This is a genomic window from Cryobacterium sp., from assembly GCF_026786305.1.
GTDB lineage: Bacteria > Actinomycetota > Actinomycetes > Actinomycetales > Microbacteriaceae > Cryobacterium.
In genome coordinates this window covers 43,967-60,666 of record NZ_JAJAYI010000061.1, presented here as the reverse complement: position 1 = coordinate 60,666, position 16,700 = coordinate 43,967, and the positions used below count along the sequence as shown (strand labels likewise).

The 16,700-nt window shown below is 65.7% G+C and carries 16 protein-coding genes; 11 read left to right on the top strand and 5 right to left on the bottom strand.

What is annotated here, in order from left to right; all coding sequences use genetic code 11:
- Nucleotides 1-134 precede the first annotated feature (134 nt).
- From LH475_RS06510 to LH475_RS06495, 4 genes are all read left to right on the top strand, one after another.
- Nucleotides 135-2,513 (top strand): EAL domain-containing protein, encoded by a 2,379-nt coding sequence (locus LH475_RS06510; RefSeq protein WP_297413147.1) that lies wholly within the window; start codon nt 135-137, stop codon nt 2,511-2,513.
- A complete protein-coding gene (locus LH475_RS06505; RefSeq protein WP_196844843.1) occupies nt 2,510-2,803 on the top strand; it encodes a hypothetical protein in 294 nt (97 codons plus the stop codon). Before LH475_RS06510 ends, LH475_RS06505 begins: the two co-directional genes overlap by 4 nt.
- Nucleotides 2,804-3,448: 645 nt before the next feature.
- Nucleotides 3,449-4,927: a malate:quinone oxidoreductase gene (locus tag LH475_RS06500; RefSeq protein ID WP_297413146.1), complete on the top strand. Its 1,479-nt coding sequence runs from the start codon at nt 3,449-3,451 to the stop codon at nt 4,925-4,927.
- A gap of 300 nt (nt 4,928-5,227) precedes the next feature.
- A complete protein-coding gene (locus LH475_RS06495; protein ID WP_196844841.1) occupies nt 5,228-5,590 on the top strand; it encodes a hypothetical protein in 363 nt (120 codons plus the stop codon).
- Between the two features lie 66 nt (nt 5,591-5,656).
- Here LH475_RS06495 and LH475_RS06490 read toward each other — a convergent pair whose 3' ends face one another.
- The 3 genes from LH475_RS06490 to LH475_RS06480 all read right to left on the bottom strand — a co-directional run bounded on the left by LH475_RS06490 (nt 5,657) and on the right by LH475_RS06480 (nt 7,558).
- Nucleotides 5,657-5,935, bottom strand: coding sequence for a hypothetical protein (locus LH475_RS06490; protein WP_196844840.1), 279 nt, complete (start codon nt 5,933-5,935; stop codon nt 5,657-5,659).
- A gap of 16 nt (nt 5,936-5,951) precedes the next feature.
- Nucleotides 5,952-6,350: a hypothetical protein gene (locus LH475_RS06485; RefSeq protein WP_297413145.1), complete on the bottom strand. Its 399-nt coding sequence runs from the start codon at nt 6,348-6,350 to the stop codon at nt 5,952-5,954.
- Nucleotides 6,351-6,436: 86 nt separating this feature from the next.
- Complete coding sequence (locus LH475_RS06480; RefSeq protein ID WP_297413144.1) at nt 6,437-7,558, bottom strand: DNA topoisomerase IB; 1,122 nt, start codon at nt 7,556-7,558, stop codon at nt 6,437-6,439.
- Between the two features lie 288 nt (nt 7,559-7,846).
- On the opposite strand from LH475_RS06480, the gene LH475_RS06475 reads away from it, so the two are divergent.
- The 6 genes from LH475_RS06475 (at nt 7,847) to LH475_RS06450 (ending at nt 13,581) form a co-directional block, all read left to right on the top strand.
- Nucleotides 7,847-8,959 (top strand): Rv2578c family radical SAM protein, encoded by a 1,113-nt coding sequence (locus tag LH475_RS06475; protein WP_297413143.1) that lies wholly within the window; start codon nt 7,847-7,849, stop codon nt 8,957-8,959.
- A 145-nt stretch (nt 8,960-9,104) separates the two neighbouring features.
- The gene (locus LH475_RS06470) at nt 9,105-10,370 is read left to right on the top strand and encodes an ATP-binding protein (RefSeq protein ID WP_196844836.1); all 1,266 of its coding nucleotides are present in this window, start codon (nt 9,105-9,107) and stop codon (nt 10,368-10,370) included.
- Nucleotides 10,367-11,803 (top strand): hypothetical protein, encoded by a 1,437-nt coding sequence (locus tag LH475_RS06465; RefSeq protein WP_297413142.1) that lies wholly within the window; start codon nt 10,367-10,369, stop codon nt 11,801-11,803. Before LH475_RS06470 ends, LH475_RS06465 begins: the two co-directional genes overlap by 4 nt.
- Nucleotides 11,803-12,432 carry a thymidine kinase gene (locus tag LH475_RS06460; protein WP_196844834.1) on the top strand — a complete coding sequence of 210 codons (630 nt, stop codon included), beginning with the start codon at nt 11,803-11,805 and terminating at the stop codon, nt 12,430-12,432. Before LH475_RS06465 ends, LH475_RS06460 begins: the two co-directional genes overlap by 1 nt.
- Nucleotides 12,433-12,541: 109 nt before the next feature.
- Nucleotides 12,542-12,691 carry a hypothetical protein gene (locus LH475_RS06455; RefSeq protein WP_196844833.1) on the top strand — a complete coding sequence of 50 codons (150 nt, stop codon included), beginning with the start codon at nt 12,542-12,544 and terminating at the stop codon, nt 12,689-12,691.
- A 359-nt stretch (nt 12,692-13,050) separates the two neighbouring features.
- Nucleotides 13,051-13,581, top strand: a complete 531-nt coding sequence (locus tag LH475_RS06450) for a hypothetical protein (protein ID WP_196844832.1) — start codon at nt 13,051-13,053, stop codon at nt 13,579-13,581.
- Between the two features lie 237 nt (nt 13,582-13,818).
- Here the strand turns inward: LH475_RS06450 and LH475_RS06445 are convergent, their stop codons facing one another.
- Together LH475_RS06445 and LH475_RS06440 are read right to left on the bottom strand one after the other, a co-directional pair.
- A complete protein-coding gene (locus LH475_RS06445) occupies nt 13,819-14,127 on the bottom strand; it encodes an ATP-dependent DNA ligase (protein ID WP_196844831.1) in 309 nt (102 codons plus the stop codon).
- 198 nt (nt 14,128-14,325) lie between these two features.
- The gene (locus LH475_RS06440) at nt 14,326-15,063 is read right to left on the bottom strand and encodes a CPBP family intramembrane glutamic endopeptidase (RefSeq protein ID WP_297413141.1); all 738 of its coding nucleotides are present in this window, start codon (nt 15,061-15,063) and stop codon (nt 14,326-14,328) included.
- Between the two features lie 159 nt (nt 15,064-15,222).
- Between LH475_RS06440 and LH475_RS06435 the strand changes: the two genes are divergently transcribed.
- On the top strand, nt 15,223-16,656 hold the full coding sequence (locus LH475_RS06435; protein WP_196844829.1) for a polysaccharide biosynthesis tyrosine autokinase: 1,434 nt from the start codon (nt 15,223-15,225) through the stop codon (nt 16,654-16,656).
- Nucleotides 16,657-16,700: the final 44 nt, after the last annotated feature.

The window sequence follows — 16,700 nt, the reverse complement described above, 5'->3', positions numbered from 1 at the left end:
ACCAGTCGCTGAGCCGCGCCGCCGCGCTGAGCCGCGCTGCCTCTTTGCCCGAACCGCGCCAGTGTCACTGCTGATTGGAATCAGAACGTACCCACATGCCCTTATTGGGTTCAGTTCGCGTATGCTGTGAATTCGTGAGCCGAAGTGGGGTGTTGGGCGTGCTGCAGCGCGTCTCCTTTGTCGTGTTCACGGCCGTGGGGCTGGTGTTTATTCCTGGTGCATTCACCATGGTTCTTGCTGATCCGGGCAGCAGAGTCGCTGCGGCGCTGTGCGGAATTCTGTGCGTCGCCGCCCTCGAAATAGCGTGGATTGGGCTGGGCAGTGTGCCGCATCGCGCGCCCGCCATCAGCGTGCCGGTTCTGGCTGTTCCCGCGCTCGTCCCCGTGCTCCCCGTTCAGGCCATCATCGGCGTCGTGATGTTCGGAGTCCTGGCGGCGTTACTCGTGGAGTCCCGCCGCATCGGGGTGTCCGTGTACAGCGCGGGCCTCGTGGGCGTCAGCTGCATGGTCTATTTCCTCATCGCGTGGTTCCTCGGCCAGGTCGGCCTGGCCGTGCTGCCGGCGGTCGCAGTGGCATCCGCCGGGTATGTCCTGTTCGTGTTGTCCCTCGAAGTGCTGCGGGTGCGCCTGATCAATGCCCCCGCCGATATCGGCGGCCGACCGCTCATCTCGGCGGTGCGCCTCGGCTTGCTGCTGGTCGGCGTTGCGGCGTTGACCATGTTCTCGGCGTACTGGGCCGACGTCGGCCTGCCCCTGCCCGGTTCGGGCCTCACCCGCATCGATACCGCCGTCGGCACGCTGCTGGGAAGTTTCATGGTGGCGCTGTTTGTGATCGTTCTGCGTACGGTGTGGGACATGCGACGTCGACTGAACGGCCTCGTGGTCGGCAGCAGCAGTCTGAGCGCCATCCACAGCGTGGACAGCCTTGCCGACGCTCTCTGTGCAGCGGCGGCCAGCGCGGTCGGCGTGCAGTCGATTGTCGTGCAGACCCGCCCGGCCGAGGCCGGAGCTATCGGCGTGGCGGTCAGTTTCACTCCCGGTGAGCCACAGTTTCTCGTCGCCCGCCGCGACCCGATGGACGGCGCGTTCTCCGGGCTTGACCGCCGCGCGCTGCAAGCCCTCGCGGCCACCGCCGAATTGGCGGTGCAGGCCCGGCAGAACGTGGCAGGCCTCACCGCGCGGGCCAACACCGATCCGCTCACCGGTCTGCACAACTACGGTGCCTTTCAGGAGGCGCTCGACACCATCAACAGCACCCGCAGCGACGCGGAAGCCATCGCCGTGCTGTTCCTGGACCTCGACGGATTCAAACGACTGAACGACACCTACGGGCATCAGGCCGGCGATGAGGTGCTGCGGGCGCTCGGCCAGCGGCTGTGCCAATCGGTACGTCCACACGACGTCGTCGCGCGGGTCGGCGGTGACGAATTCGTCATCATCCTCACCCGATTGGCGACCCTGGACGAAGCCAAAGCCATCGCCGAGACGGTCCTGGCGGCATCCGCTGTGCCGCTCAACATCGGCGCCGACACCATCACCCCGAGAATCAGCATGGGCCTCGCGTTCTCCGCCCTCGTTGAAACGGATGTCGCCTCTCTCGTTCACGACGCCGACCACAGCATGCTCATGGTCAAGAAAAACCGCCGCCGCGGCAGCATGGACGGCGTGGCCAGCATCAACGTGTCGGGTCACCGGCCCTCGCAGTTCAACGCCACGGTCGCCCGCGCCATCGACGAAAACCGGCTGCCACTGGCCTATCAGCCGATCGTCAGCCTCATCACCGGCCGCATCTGGGCGTTTGAGGCGCTGCTGCGCTACGTCGACCCGGAACTGGGCACGATCTCGCCGCCATCGCTGGTGGAGACCGCCAAAAGCCTGGGCCGGTTCGACAAACTGACCCGGCAGATTGCCGAGCAGGCCATGGCCGCGGCGGCCGAGTTTCGTCTGGTCGAACCCGGCATTGTCTGTATGACCGTAAATGTCGAGGCCGGACAGCTTGCGCCGGAACGGCTCGGCACGTTCGCGGAAGACCTGAACAATCGCTTCCCCGAGATCACGCTCTGCCTCGAGCTCAACGAGCGCTCGGCCGTGCGCGTGTCCGCGCAGATTCGTGCGCAAACCAACCGACTGCGCGACCTCGGCATTCTGATCGCCCTCGATGACTACGGCTCCGAAGATTCTTCGGTCGATTCGCTCGTGCGGGTGCCGATGGACATCCTCAAGATCGATCGCAGTCTGGTCGACGACCTCGCCGACATCCGCCAGCGCGAGGTGCTCACCGCGCTGCAGAGTTTTGGAGACAAGCTGGAATATTCAATGATTGTCGAGGGCGTCGAGAACGCCCACATGGCGGAGCAGCTGGCTCGGCTCGGCATTCGCAGCGCCCAGGGTTTTCATTTTGGTGTGCCCCAGGGGTTCACCGAGACCGTCGACCGGCTCGATGAATTCGGGGCGAAGGCCGTGCTGCCAGTGCCGGCGACGCCCACGGCGCACGCCGCGGTCGCGCCGTCATGATCCGACGCCGCTGCCGACCAGACCGTGCACACCAGTGTCGGGTTGAACGATCCCTTTTTCTCTCCCAGCTGCTGGTCGGTTCGTCGACCCTTCTTCTGGTCGCCGTGTCCGGGCTGCTCGACATTCAGCTTTTCACCAACCAGCTGTTTCTGGCCGGCATTCTCATCGTCTTCGTCTCCACCGGGGTTGCGGTGGGGTGCCGTGGCGGTACCTCGACAAGAACTGGATCATGGTTCTACCGCGCCGATTCGGCGCAAGGGTCGAGTATTCACGGCACAGCCTCGGACTGAGATCAGCCGGGTCATCTGCCGCCGGCACGGGCGGCGAGCCGTGGTTCGAATCGGCTCCCGGCAAGGGCACCACCGCGGCGATGCCGTCGAGGCCAGTGCTCGTGGCGAACGTCTCAAACCCGGCCCGGGTGAGAACGGCCTCGAGCAGGTTGCGAATGTCGGCGTCATTTTTTCGATGATGACGGCGACGCCCTGTTCGGCGTTTTCTGACCCCATCTACTCGGTATCCCCGGCGCGCGGAGTCGACAAGGAGCGAATGGGAGTGGCCACCAACCGATTCCGAAAAGTACTCGGAATTCCGAGAAACTTCTCACTTTTGGGTAACGGCTTTTGGGTCTGTGTGGGAGTTTTTTCGATAAAAGAGTGATGCTGGCAGTGCCACGCCGGATCCGGTGCAGGATGCCCTCAACGACCCGAGTTTTCCCGATCGTGCGCTCGTTGCCGGTCAACCTCACATCCGTTTCTACGCTGGGCATCCGCTCGAAGCGCCCGGCGGGGAACCCCTCAGGCCGCGGTCGCAGAGCTCATGAGCAAGGCCAGCCTGGTGGCGACCGACGACGTCACGGCAATCGTGGTGAGTCGCATCGAGAGGCGCAAGGCCTCCCGCGGTCAGGCGAATCCGCTCGCAGCGATACACTCTATAGTGTGAATTCTCAGGGAACCGTTGACGTAGTCCTCATTGGTGGCGGCATCATGAGTGCCACCCTCGGCACGCTCCTGAAGGAGCTGCAGCCCAACTGGCGTATCGAGGTGTACGAGCGCCTCGGCGAACTGGCTCAGGAGAGCTCGAACCCGTGGAACAACGCCGGCACCGGCCATGCCGGACTGTGCGAGCTCAACTACATGCCGCAGGCGCCCGACGGTTCTGTCACCGCCGACAAGGCCGTCGTCATCAATGAGCAGTTCCAGATCAGCCGGCAGCTGTGGGCGCACCTCGTCACCATCGGCGCCCTGCCGGAGCCGAACAAGTTCATCAATTCCACCCCGCACATGACCTTCGTTCACGGCAAAGCCAACGTGGAGTACCTGCGCAAGCGTCACGCCGTGCTCGCCACCGAGCCGTTGTTCGCTGGCATGGAGTTCAGCGACAACGTCGAGAAGATCGGCACCTGGACCCCGCTGCTCACCCGCAAGCGCCCGGCCGGCCAGAAGATCGCCGCCACGCGCATCGTCAGCGGCACCGACATCGACTTCGGCGCGCTCACCCACTTTCTGTTCGAGAACCTCGAAACGCAGGGGGTCACGATGCACATGAACGAGCAGGTCGTCGGTCTGAAACACAAAGCGGATGGCACGTGGAACCTCAAGCTGCTGCGCCACGTCGGGCAGACCCGCAGCGCCATCAACGCCCGCTTCGTCTTCGTCGGTGCCGGCGGTGGTGCCCTCGCGCTGCTGCAGCAGAGCGGAATCCCCGAAGTCAAGGGCTTCGGTGGCTTCCCGATCAGTGGCCAGTTTCTGCGCACCACCAACCCGAAGCTCGTCGCCCAGCACCAGGCCAAGGTGTACGGTAAGGCGGCCAAGGGCGCCCCGCCCATGTCGGTGCCGCACCTCGACACCCGCGTGGTCGATGGCGAAATGTCGCTCCTGTTCGGCCCGTACGCCGGTTTCAGCCCGAAGTTCCTGAAGACCAGCACCTGGTTCGACCTGCCATTCTCTATTCGTGCGCACAATCTCGGCCCGATGCTCGCCGTCGCTCGCCACAACTTCGACCTCATGAAATACCTGATCGGCGAGGTGTTCGCGTCGCGCAACGCCAAGTTCAAGGCCCTGCGCGAATTCATTCCCGCCGCGGTCTCCGACGACTGGGAGCTCATCACGGCCGGCCAGCGTGTACAGGTGATGAAGAAAGATGCCAAGCTCGGGGGAGTGCTGCAGTTCGGCACCGAGGTCATCACCTCGTCCGACGGCTCGATCGCCGGCCTGCTCGGCGCCTCGCCGGGAGCTTCCACGGCCGCGCCGATCATGGTGGACCTGCTGGCCCGCTGCTTCCCCGACCGCATTGAGGGCTGGAAGCCGCGCATCCGCCAGATGATCCCGAGTTACGGCACCAAGTTGTCCGACGATCCGGCAGCTGCTGCTGCCTCGCTCGCTGCGACCGCCGAGGTTCTGCACCTCAGCAACTAGTACTCGAGGCTCGGCGCCGGTTTCCGGAGGTCGTGCGTGGCCAGTTCAGGAAATTTGCCGGGAGAGGGCCTCGGCCAACCTGGAATTTGGCGGCTCGGGTCTGGCCGTCCGATGGATTTTTTGAACTAACCCCCGGTCGGGCCGGTTGCTGGCCTGCCGGGGGAGGTTGCGGCGCCCGCCGTCCTCAGCGGCGATTGACGCGGAGCGCCATCGAAGTTCGGTATGAGGGTCCTGTCAACCCCTTGAATGCGGCAGTTAGCGGATGTTTACTTAAGGCCCAAAGCGGCCCGGAGGCGGCAAGTGAACCCGAACAATGGCGTTTCGGATGCGGAGAATCTGCGCGTATCGCAGCTCGGTATCCTTCAGCTCACACCGACGGAATGGTTGGTGCGAGATCAGCAGTTTCTTGACGGCGACCCGGCCGCTCTGCTCGGAGTCATCCAGCAAAGCGGAGACGCCTATGAGGTGACCAAGCTTGGCGTGCTCACCACGAGGTGGTTCTACTCGTCGTTCGACCGGGCACAGGCGAGCTTTCTCGCTCGGGGTGCGCCAACATCGGGCACAAGGCCTGGCTCGATACCGCGGCCCAGCAAGCCGGCCGTATCACGCGTCACGCCCTATGCGACGCCAGTTGCCCAGTCCGGCGCACGCGTCACGAACTAGCCGATACTCCGCAGCCGACACCCCGCGCCGGGCGCATCAGCCGGAATGTTGGCGCCGCGCGGTCGCCTATATTTCGTAGCTTTCGGCATCCGTTGTGGGGTTGGTTCTGCGCTCTTTCTTGATGGATGCCTCGGTGCGGTCCAGCAGATCGCTCACCGTGGTCTGTGCCACGGATGCAGCGTCGCGGGCGATGGACTCGGCCTGCGAGATGACCTTCTGCGTGGCGGGGTCGCCCCACAGCCCGTGAGCTTTCGCGCTGATGCGGTCGTAGGCCTGGCGGCCAGCCTTGGATCCGAGCACGAAGCCCGTCGCGATGCCGGCGAGGAACAGTAATTTGCCTTTCATGGGGGACTCCTATGGGTTATGTGGTGGGTTCGGTGCGGGGCGGGTCTTCTTCGGCCCGGTCGTGGCCGCCCAGATCGGGGTTCGACGGGTTGTCGGCGGGATCGATATCGTCGAGATTCGCCTCGTTGTCGAGGTTGTCTTGGTCGTCTTCGGTGTCGCTGTCTGAGTCTGCCGGGGTCGCCACGGCGGCTTCTCCGGGTGTCGATCCCTCCTGGCTGGGGGCGGGCCCATCGGGCCCGGTGCTCGCGCTGGCGACCGGAACGGCCGAGCCGGTGTGTTCCTCGGCCGGGCCGTCGGGGCCGTCCGGTCCGACGAGCTGGTCGGGATTGCTGGGTGAGCTGGGTACAACGGGCGTCGATCCGGTATCAGGAGCGTCGAGTGGGGGCTCTTCAATGGGGTCAGAGTCGTGGGTCACGGGCATACCTTTCTAAACGGCGACAGCAAACGCCCCGGCTGGGCGGCATACAAGTTATACCCCGAACGGATGACATTCAGTAACATTTACGCTCCCTCGCCGAGGAGGAGCGCGCGCAGCGCTGTTTCGACCGAGACTCGGCCCGCGGGGTCAACGGTTTCACCCGCGCGAAACAGGTCGACAATTCGCGGATCAACGTAACTCGTGCGCGCGATCGCCGGCGTGTTGCCGAGAACATCAGCGGCCTGCCGCATCGCTTCGGCAATGGCGCGGTCGTCGTCGCGACGGCTGCGCGTCGCCGCACGCGGCGGCCGGGCAGCGGACGCCGCCCGTGCACCAGACGAGGCCGGCGCAGCCGCAGACGCCCGTGCACCAGACGAGGCCGGTGCAGCAAACAGCGCAGCGGACGCCGCCGGCTGGGTCCCGGCTGCCAGGCTCTGCGCCAGGCTCTGCGCCAGGCTCTGCGCGGCGGCGGCCGTGCCCCGCAGGGTGCGAAAGTCTTTCGCGGTGAACTCGCCGCCGGTGCGTTCCTTGATGAAATCGTTGATGTCGGCGGCCGAGACGGCGCCCTCCACATCATCCAACACCCATGAGAGCAGTGGTGCGGCCGGGCGGTCGTGCAGCCGGGCGCGCAGATAGGTCGCGAGGTCCGCATCCGTTATTACGCCCTGAAATTGCTGCCCGCTCTTGGCCGGAAAATTCAGGTGCACCACGTCGCCGCGCACCGCGACGTGCGAGCAGAGGAGGGTCGAGAGCCCGTGGCTGCCATAGGTGTCGGCGTAGCGCTCGCTGCCGATGCGCAGTGAGGCGAGGTCGAGCATGCGAAACGCCGCGGCGAGCGCTCGGCTGCGCGGCGGGCCGTCTCCGCGCAGTTCCCGCGTGACCTGGCCGCGCACCCTCGGCAGCGATTCGGCCAGCTGCAGGGCACGTTCGAACTTGAGTCGGTTCTTCTGTTCCCGCCAGACCGGATGGTAGATGTATTGGCGGCGCCCGGCCGCGTCGATGCCGATCGCCTGGATGTGCCCGTTGGGGTGCGACGAGATCCACACCTCGGTCCACGCCGGCGGAATCGCCAGGGCTGCGAACCGCTCGCGCAGTTCTTTCTCGGTGACGCGGTCCCCGGCGGGGTCGCGGTAGCTGAACCCCGTACCCGAGCGTCGCCGGGTGTATCCCGGCCGGGTCGGGTCGCTGCGTCGTAGCCGGGTCATGCACGTGCCGTCTCTGCTCGCATGCCGGAAACAGTACTGCGACTTGCTCCACCCAGCGCGAAGGCTGATGCCGTACCGCGGGTCGTACGCGCCGCACCGAGCGGGCGCGGGCCTGCGCGGGCCGTGTTTGAAAGCGGGCGCAGGGTAGATCACGTGCCTTCTTCCCCCACGAGTGTCGCCAGGCGCGCACACGACCACCTGGGAACGACGCGGCCCACTGCATCCGCCCTGCTCCGGCTGATTCGCAGAGCACTTGCAATTCACTAGAACCTGTGTTCGACTAGCATCATGCGGTGGAGTGGGCAGAAACTACAGGCCGAACAGGTCGGCGCGCTGCCCGGCCTCGCTCGCCTGAACAACCTCGTGCGCAGCGTGCAAACGCCCGAGTTCGCCGGAATCACCTTTCACGAGATCCTCGCCAAGTCCGCCCTCAACCACGTGCCCGGGCAGAGCGCGCTGCCGTTCGGGTACACGATCAACCCCTATCGTGGCTGTTCGCACGCTTGCACCTACTGCTTCGCAAGGCCCACCCACCAGTACCTCGACCTCGACGCCGGCAAAGATTTCGACAGCGAGATCATCGTGAAGGTCAACGTGGCCGAGGTGCTCAGAAAGGAGCTCGCGAAACCTACGTGGGGGAGGCACCCGGTGGCCCTCGGCACAAACACCGACCCGTACCAGCGCGTCGAGGGGCGCTACCGGCTCATGCCCGGCATCATCGCGGCGCTCGCCGACAGCAACACTCCCCTCTCCATTCTCACCAAAGGCACCCTGCTGCGCCGCGACCTCGACCTGCTCGTCGAGGCGAGCGCGCACGTTCCTGTCGACCTGGCCATGTCGATCGCAATCTATGACGACGATCTGCAGCAGTCGGTCGAGCCCGGTACTCCCAGCACGAAGGCGCGCCTCGCCACGGTCACCGCGGTGCGCGAACGCGGACTCGACTGCGGCGTCTTCCTCATGCCGATTCTGCCGTTCCTCACTGACACCCGCGCCCACCTCGATGAGGCCCTGCGGCAAGCCAAAGCGGCCGGCGCCACGAGCGTGCTCTACAGCGGCCTCAACCTCAAGCCCGCCGTCAAGGACTGGTACCTGCAGTGGCTCGCCCGCGAGCACCCCGAGCTCGTCGGCCGCTACCAGGAGCTCTACGCCCGCGGCCAGTACGCGCCCAAGGAGTACCGCACCTGGCTCGCCGCACGCATCAAGCCGCTCATTCGCGCGCACGGCCTCGAGCGCGGCGTCGTCGACCCCGCCACCGGCGGCCTGCGGTCCAGCGCTCTGCCGGCCTCCCCAGAACGGATGCCCCCGCCGGCCCCCCGCCCAACCCCCACGTTCGTCCCCGCCGCCCGGCCCCTGATCGCCGCCGAACTCCCGCCCGAACGGGCTCCCACCCTGTTCTGATCTGCCGCGTAACCCCACCCGGGCTCGGAAAGTGGGCCCACGATAGCCTGGGCCCGGTGTCCGAGGTGGGCCCGGTGAGCGGATACCGCTACCCCCTCCCGCTACCCCTCCCCACGCCGGTGGCATACTGAACCAGGGGGAAAATATGTCTCTAGGGTTACCCGGCCATCTGGTCCAGCTGACGCTCGCGCGCGCCCTGGCCCGGGCCGCGCACTGGTTTGCGCTGACCTGCCTCATGGCGGCGGCAGTGTCGGTCGCCATCCTCAGCCTGAATCGCAGCCCCGAACTCTGGATCACCACCGTGGTCGTGGTCGCCATGGGCGCCCTGCTCGTGCTCTTCACCCGGCACCGCCGGATCGCCTTCGCCGTCGCCTTTCTCGCCGTGGGAACCCTCGGCGTCTATGTTTTCACCCTGACCGTGCTCGGCGTTCCCGACGTATTTCCCGCGTCGAATATGTTCCTCGTTGCCCTGCCCAAGATGGCGCTCGTCATGGTCGGCGGCGCCGGATCCACCGCCCTCGCCGGCGTGCTCTGGAGCACCGCGGCCTTTCTCCTGGCCGAGGCCGCCGCGCTCCTGGCAATTCTCGGCACTGCGGTGCCCTATCGGCCCGACCTGTTCACCCTCTCGACCTACCTCGTGCTGGTCGGTGTCATGGTGCTCGCCGGCATCGACCGGCGCGCGAGCAACGCCGCCCAGCCCGCCATTCACCGCGCGGTCCAGGATGGCGCCAACCGGCAGCTGCGCGACGCCCTCGATACCCGCGCCATCGCCCTGCTCAACGACACGACCGTCGCCCAGTTGGTGGCCCTGTCGCTCGAAGAGCCCGGCGCCCTCTCGCCGGGGCTGCGCGCGAGCCTGAACGACACCCTGACCACCCTGCACGACACGAACTGGCTCACCGACATCGACGCCCGCAGTGCAACAGCCCCGAAGCCCACACTGACCGCGCAATCAACCGCCAACCACTCCTGGCTGTCCAGCGCCGTCTACATCACCATCGAACGCTGCCGTGACCGCGGACTCGTCGTCGAGGTCACCGGCGACCGCGACGCCCTCGCCCGCCTCGACGCCGACAGTGACCGCGACGTCGGTCTCGCCCTGCAACAGTGCCTCGTCAACGTCATCCTGCACGCCGGAGTCGCTTCGGCCGAGGTTGCCATCGAATCCGACCTCACCACAATTTCACTTCTCATAACGGATGCCGGCCGCGGCTTCACCGAGTCGGAATCCGCTTCCGACCGCCTGGGTCTGCGGCAGTCCGTGCGGCGCCGCATCGAACAGCTCGGCGGATCCGTGCTCATCTGGAGCCGCCCCGGTGCCGGCACGAGCGTGCGCCTAACCGTGCCCGCGGCGCAAAAACAAACCCCAAACCAAACCCCAAACGCAGCCTCCAGGCGGCCCACCCCATGACCCGCGCCACCCCCACTCCGCGGCGGCCGCGCGCACCGGCATCCGCTTCGCAGCAGCGCCTCGACCCGATCGGAGGCCTCGCCGCCTGGCCGATCGCCCCGGTCGTTGCCCTCATCGTCGTGACCTACGCCGTCGTCGCAACGATCTCGCGCCCGCACGAGATCCAGAACGTCGAACTCGCTGCGGCCGCCGTCGCCGCCCTCATGATCGCGGCCGCCGTGCTCGTCTGGTCAGCCCGCCCCGATCTGGCCCCCTTCACCCGCACCCGCGCCATCGTGATCGTGGCCCTCGGCGTCGGGGCACACCTGCTCGCCGCGGCGAGCACCTGGCAGTTCAACGGCATGATCCAGGACGACTTTGCCCCGATCGGCCTCGGCCTGCTGCTCCTCGCCCTCGCGCCCTTTCGGCCGTGGAAGGAAATCCTCCTGCTCGGCGTCTCAGTCGCCGTAACGGTCGGCGTTACGGCCCTCGTCCAGTCGCCGTTCCTCGGAATCCAGACACCGCCCGTGCTGTTCGTTATTATCGCCATGACCCAGGTACTCGCGCCCACCCTCGCCGCCGCCGCGTACTCGCGCCAGGTCGTCAACTCCATTTACCGCTGGCAAACGGATGCCCGCCGCGCCATCCGAGCGCGCACCGAAGAGAGTCGCGGCCTCCTCGCGCAATCCGTGGTTGACCATCGCCTGACCAATCTCGGCGCCGATGTGCTTCCCTTTTTGGCCGACGTTCTCGCGCGGCAAACCCTCACCGCCTCCGACATCAAACGCGCGCGCTCCCTCGCCTTTCAGGTGCGCCGAGTGCTCGTCGCCGAGGTCGACCACACCTGGCTTGACGACCTCATCGACCGCGAACGCATCGGCCTCACCGAGCACGGCCTCAACCCGCTCTGCGTCATCGCCGACCCGGAACGCCGGGCGACCGGCTTCGACTCCGACCAGCGTGCCGCCGTCGGAGCCGTGATCGTGGCGCTCTGCACCCTCAAGGGCTTCGACCCCACGAGCCTCGTCGTACAGATCGATGGATCCGGCGCTGCACCCACCGACACCGATCAAATCACGCAGGCCTTCGGTCACCGTGGGGCCCGCCCGACGCCGGCCACCGACACCACAACCCTCGACATCGTCACCCCAGCCCAGACGCAGGCCGCCGCCCAGGCCAGGGCCCAGGCCCGTGCGCAGGACCAGGTGTACGCCGCCACCATGCCGCGAACGCCCCGGCGTACGACTGACGCCGGCTCCCGCGCCACCGACACCATCACCATCCAGGCCGGCATCTCCCTGCCGCCGTTTCAGCGGCGCCGCGCCCTGCGTCCGTACCTCAGCGTGCTGCGCGCGGTGTTCACCCGGGTGCGGGTCACCAGCCGGCGTCCGCTGCTCACGCTAGAATTCGACGCTGAACGTGGCCACCTCACCAAGACCAAAGGCACAAGATAATGGCGAAACTGTACTTTCGATACGGCGCCATGAACAGCGGGAAAAGCACTTCTATGCTGCAAGCGGCATACAACTATGAGGAACGCGGGCACCACGTGCTGCTCGCCAAGCCGTCGGTCGATACCAAGGGCGACCGCGGCATTCTCTCCCGTTTGGGCGTCACTCGAGCGGTCGATTTTTTACTCACCCCCGAAACGGATGCCTACGCCCTGTTCCAGCAGCACCGCGCCCAGGTACTCCACCAGTTCGGCCGGGACGTGAGCGCCCTGCTGCTCGACGAAGCCCAGTTTCTGACCGAAACCCAGGTCGATGACCTGCTGCGCATCGCGATTCTCGAGAACGTGCCGGTACTGGCTTACGGCATTCGCACGGACTTTCAGACCGTCGCCTTTCCCGGAAGCCGCCGCCTGCTCGAGGTCGCCCATAGTCTCGAGGAGCTCAAAACCATCTGCCGCTGCGGGCGCAAAGCCATCTTCAACGGGCGCAAGATCGGCGGCGTCTATGTTTTCAACGGAGACCAGGTGGCCATCGACGGCGAAGAGGTCACCTACGAGTCGCTGTGTGGCAGCTGCTACCTCGAGGAGAGCCACGGCGTGCTCAACAACCGCAGCCGGCCAAATCCCGCCTGACGTGCAGCGGGCGAGGCGCCCGCCGCCGCGGAGTCGACGACGTGCCCTGGGCGCTCGTGCTTTCGGGCATCCCGACGGTCACCGTCGCCACGGCCAATTCGCTGTGCTGATGAGCCGCCACGCGGTCACCCCTCTGGCCGGAACACTGTTCTCCGTGGGCCTGCAGTCTTCCTCGCGTAATCTCAGCGACCTCTATCGCGATCGGTCCCAACAGGAGACTTTCGTGGCTCAGACCGGCGCGACCACGTCGGAACGATAGCTGCAGGTTGCGCGCTTTGAGGCCATGGCTCGCCCCTCTCTCGAACGGTTCACCAGCACCGACGCGGTGACCCGCACTCGCCACGAATATCGTGAAGACCACCCCGAATGACGCCTCCGTACGCCGACGGCCACTCATCGCCAGTGCTGGCACAGTGCGGCAAATCTGAGCGCGTTTTCTGTAGAAAACACCCCCACTTCGGGTGGGGTATCGGCGTTTTGCGGGGGCGCTGGCTGAAACCGCGTGTGTATTGCACCAACGGGGCGCTAACGTGAAAGTCGCCTAGGTATTTCACGACGATGTGCCGGGAACGTTGAATTCGACGTAGCAACCAACCATCATCCAGGGGGAACCTCACTTTGTTCAAGAAAAGTCTAGCCACGGCCGCACTGGCCGTTTTTGCCGTCTTCGCGTTCGCACCGGCCGCTATCGCCGCCGACTATGTGTCGAACACCGCCCTCGTGAGCATTCAGGCTGCGCCCGTTGCCGGCGAAACTGCCGTCGTCGCCTTCGCCGCAGGTGCCTTCACGGCAAACGAAAGCGTGACGTACTCCGTCACGGGATCGCAGGCCGCCACACTCAGCGTCGTCAAGACCGCTGCCACCACCTCGCTCACCAAGAACGCCGCTGCCAACGGTTCTGCGTCGCTCAGGGTTGCCATTCCTGAAAATGCAACCGGCAAGTACACGGTCACCGCTACTGCTGCCTCGGCCACGTACACCGCGATCCTTGACATCATCGCCGCAGACGCCGGAACCAGCACCGGCCTCCCGTCGACCGGCTATAACGTTCCGGTGCTCATCATCTGGGGCGCCGCTGGCATCCTCGTGCTCGGTGTTGCACTCGTGCTCGTGCGCATCTCGGTTCGCCGCCAGCACACTGCCGCGTAAATAAGTCCTCCGAGTAGCCCTTGGCCGCTCGACCAAACGCCTCGATCGCCCTGTGGTGTCGGGGCGTTTGCTGTGCCATCGTGCCCGATGAAACAGGCAGACACGTGGTCCGTCACCTGAACGGCACCAGGAGGTCGCGCTGCTTCGCCAGCCCGCCAGCCCGCCAGCCCACCAGCCCGCCAGCCCGCCCGGCGGCCGGCCGGCCGACACTCTGGCAGGCGGTACCCATTCGCTCGGTTAGGGAACGTTGTTCTGCGGTTCGGCAACGAGCTGCAACCCGATGGTCGAGTTCGCGGAGAGCGACAGCGCTTCGACCCAGTCCCGGTTGAGCGTGGGTACTCTGCTGCCGAAATATTTGTAGGCCAGGGAGATGCCGGGATGCAGCCAAACCGTGCTGCGGCCCCCTCCGGCGAGCGGGTCGTCACGCCATGAGAAATAGAACGATTCGCCGCGGCGCAGTTTCGCGCCGATCACGAGCTGGATATGCGCCAAAATGCGGTCATCGAAGTCGGCCGTCAGATTGGAGTCGTAGGTGAACCTGCCCATGTTTCGCCTCATCGTTCGCACGGCACTACGGCTGGCTTAGGGGCCTTATCGCAGAAAACCTCGGGTATTGCACACTTGTTCAAAAGCCGATTAAATGCTGGTCGTGCTGATACTAGTGAACCGATTGAAAAAATTCGCTCAGTCAGTGAGCTTGTTCACATCCCCAAATCAGGGGGCACTCGGCTCGGCTGCACCCGGTTAGAACAGCGTCGGCACAATCACGAGCGCATTGAACGTTACGTGCGCGATGATCGCCCCGCCGATTCGGCCGGTTGCCAGTGACAGCCATGCCGCGGCCAGGCCAAAGATCAGGGTCGAGCCAGCGACAACCGCCACGGTCGCCGTGCTGCCGAGATCGAGTGCCATGAGGTGCATGAGCGCGAAGGTCAGCCCGCTCACGCCGACGGCTACCGGGGCTGCTGCCCACTTTGCGCCGTGGGCTGCCGCCTGGTCATGCACCGCACGCAGCACCAGGCCACGAAAGAAAACCTCTTCCACGAGCGGAGCGAGCAGCACGGGCGCGAGAAGTGCTCCGAACAGCCACCAGCCGTCATAGACGGTCTCCCCGAGGCGAACGCCGGCCGAGCCGATGCTGCCGTAGCCCCAGATCTCGATCAGGCTCGCCGCCGTGCGGGCCACAAGTCCCACGCCGAGCCCCCAGATCAGGTCTATCGGCCGCACGGACAACCTGAGGAAACCCAGCCAGAACCCCGCTTCGGGGCGCCCGCCAGCTACTACGAGGGAACCGAGCAGCGGCACCCACACGCACAGGTAGCCGAGCAGTAGCGCCAATCGGCCGTCGGCAAAGGTTAGTGACCCCACGACGACGATGAGCGCCATCGCCACGGTGACGCCGAGCGTGGCCGGCGCGAGGGCTGAACCGACGTCGTGCGGTCGAATCCTCGCCGGTTCCGTCACATCTGCAGTAATGCCCATTCCATAAAACTACTCATATACCCACGTCGGGTGCACGGTCAGAGTGTGCGGCTAAAGTTCGCTACCCTCAGATGAGGGGAGACGCACGATCGTGCGGTTGAAAAAGCGCGACGCGCACCGGCTGAATCTCCCCGGAACACCTGAAGGGAACGCCGTCGAATGGAACTTCGCGACTACATTCGCATACTGCGCAAGAGCTGGGTGCTCATTGTCATGTTCACCCTCGTGGCCGTGGGTGCGGCATCCGCCTATTCCATTGTGCAGACGCCAAAATACAGTGCAACGTCGAAGGTCTTCGTGTCGACCCAGTCGAGTGGGTCCACGTCTGACCTGGCCCAGGGCAACAATTTCTCCGTGGCCCGGGTGAAGACCTATTCCGCGCTCGTCACGACTCCCATCGTGCTGCTGCCGGTCGTGGCCACCCTGAACCTCGGCATCACGGCCGATGAACTCGCCCTCAAGGTTGCCGCCTCTGCCCCCCTCGATACGTCGATCATCGACATCACCGTCACCGACACCGATCCCGTGCGCGCCGCTGACACGGCCAATGCCGTCTCGGCCAGCCTCACCCTCATCGTCGAAGACATTGAAACCCCGGTCTCCACCGATGCGGCCTCGCCGGTCAAACTGACCCGTGCGCAGGAAGCCATCGTGCCGACCATTCCGGTCAGCCCGAACGTGCCGCTCAACATCGCTCTCGGGGCCCTCGTGGGCCTCGCGCTCGGCGTGGGTCTCGCGGTGCTGCGTGAAACGCTCGAAACACGCATTCGCAACACCCACGATGTCGAACAGCTCACCGAGTTGCCCATTCTCGGCGGCATCGTGTTCGATCCGAAAGCCAAGGACCGACCTCTGATCGTGCACGTTGACCCGCGCAGCCCCCGCGCCGAGTCGTTTCGTACGCTACGCACCAACCTGCAGTATCTCGATGTGGGCCGCACCGACCGCTCCTTCGTCATCACCTCGTCGATTGAGAGCGAGGGAAAAAGCACGACCGGAGCCAACCTCGCCATTGCCCTGGCTGATGCCGGCTCGCGCGTTCTGCTCGTCGACGCCGACCTGCGCCGCCCCAAGCTCGCCGATTATATGGACCTTGAGGGGTCGGTCGGCCTCACCGACGTGCTCATCGGCCGGGCCGATCCGGCCGATGTCATTCAGCCGTGGGGCACGGGCCAGCTTTTCGTGTTACCGGCCGGTCACGTGCCGCCGAACCCGAGCGAGCTGCTCGGCTCCACGCGCATGACCCAGCTCATCACCGAGTTCAACCGGGCTTTCGACGTCGTCATCTTTGACTCGCCGCCGCTGCTGCCGGTAACGGATGCCGCCATTCTCGCCAAGAATGTGGGTGGCGCGCTCATCGTGGTGGCCGCCGGTCGCACCCACAAAAACCAGCTCAAGGGCGCAATCGCCGCGCTCGACAACGTGGGGGCGCCGATTTCCGGCCTCGTGCTCACCATGCTGCCGACCAAGGGGCCCGACGCCTACGGGTATGGGCACTATGGGTACGGCGATGGTTACGGCGAGACCACCGTTCCGGCACTCGTTCCCACGGCAGTGCCGGAACGCACCCGCGGCGCGCGCGCCAAGCGCTGACACGCTGACACGCTGACACGCTGACACGCTGACACGCTGCCACG

What these genes read in the sequence shown, in the direction of transcription:
- LH475_RS06505 (WP_196844843.1), top strand. Translation starts at nt 2,510, where the DNA reads ATGATCCGACGCCGCTGCCGACCAGACCGTGCACACCAGTGTCGGGTT.
- LH475_RS06490 (WP_196844840.1), bottom strand. Translation starts at nt 5,935, where the DNA reads ATGAAAGGCAAATTACTGTTCCTCGCCGGCATCGCGACGGGCTTCGTG.
- LH475_RS06480 (WP_297413144.1), bottom strand. Translation starts at nt 7,558, where the DNA reads ATGACCCGGCTACGACGCAGCGACCCGACCCGGCCGGGATACACCCGG.
- LH475_RS06475 (WP_297413143.1), top strand. Translation starts at nt 7,847, where the DNA reads ATGCGGTGGAGTGGGCAGAAACTACAGGCCGAACAGGTCGGCGCGCTG.
- LH475_RS06470 (WP_196844836.1), top strand. Translation starts at nt 9,105, where the DNA reads ATGTCTCTAGGGTTACCCGGCCATCTGGTCCAGCTGACGCTCGCGCGC.
- LH475_RS06465 (WP_297413142.1), top strand. Translation starts at nt 10,367, where the DNA reads ATGACCCGCGCCACCCCCACTCCGCGGCGGCCGCGCGCACCGGCATCC.
- LH475_RS06460 (WP_196844834.1), top strand. Translation starts at nt 11,803, where the DNA reads ATGGCGAAACTGTACTTTCGATACGGCGCCATGAACAGCGGGAAAAGC.
- LH475_RS06455 (WP_196844833.1), top strand. Translation starts at nt 12,542, where the DNA reads ATGAGCCGCCACGCGGTCACCCCTCTGGCCGGAACACTGTTCTCCGTG.
- LH475_RS06445 (WP_196844831.1), bottom strand. Translation starts at nt 14,127, where the DNA reads ATGGGCAGGTTCACCTACGACTCCAATCTGACGGCCGACTTCGATGAC.
- LH475_RS06440 (WP_297413141.1), bottom strand. Translation starts at nt 15,063, where the DNA reads ATGGGCATTACTGCAGATGTGACGGAACCGGCGAGGATTCGACCGCAC.
- LH475_RS06435 (WP_196844829.1), top strand. Translation starts at nt 15,223, where the DNA reads ATGGAACTTCGCGACTACATTCGCATACTGCGCAAGAGCTGGGTGCTC.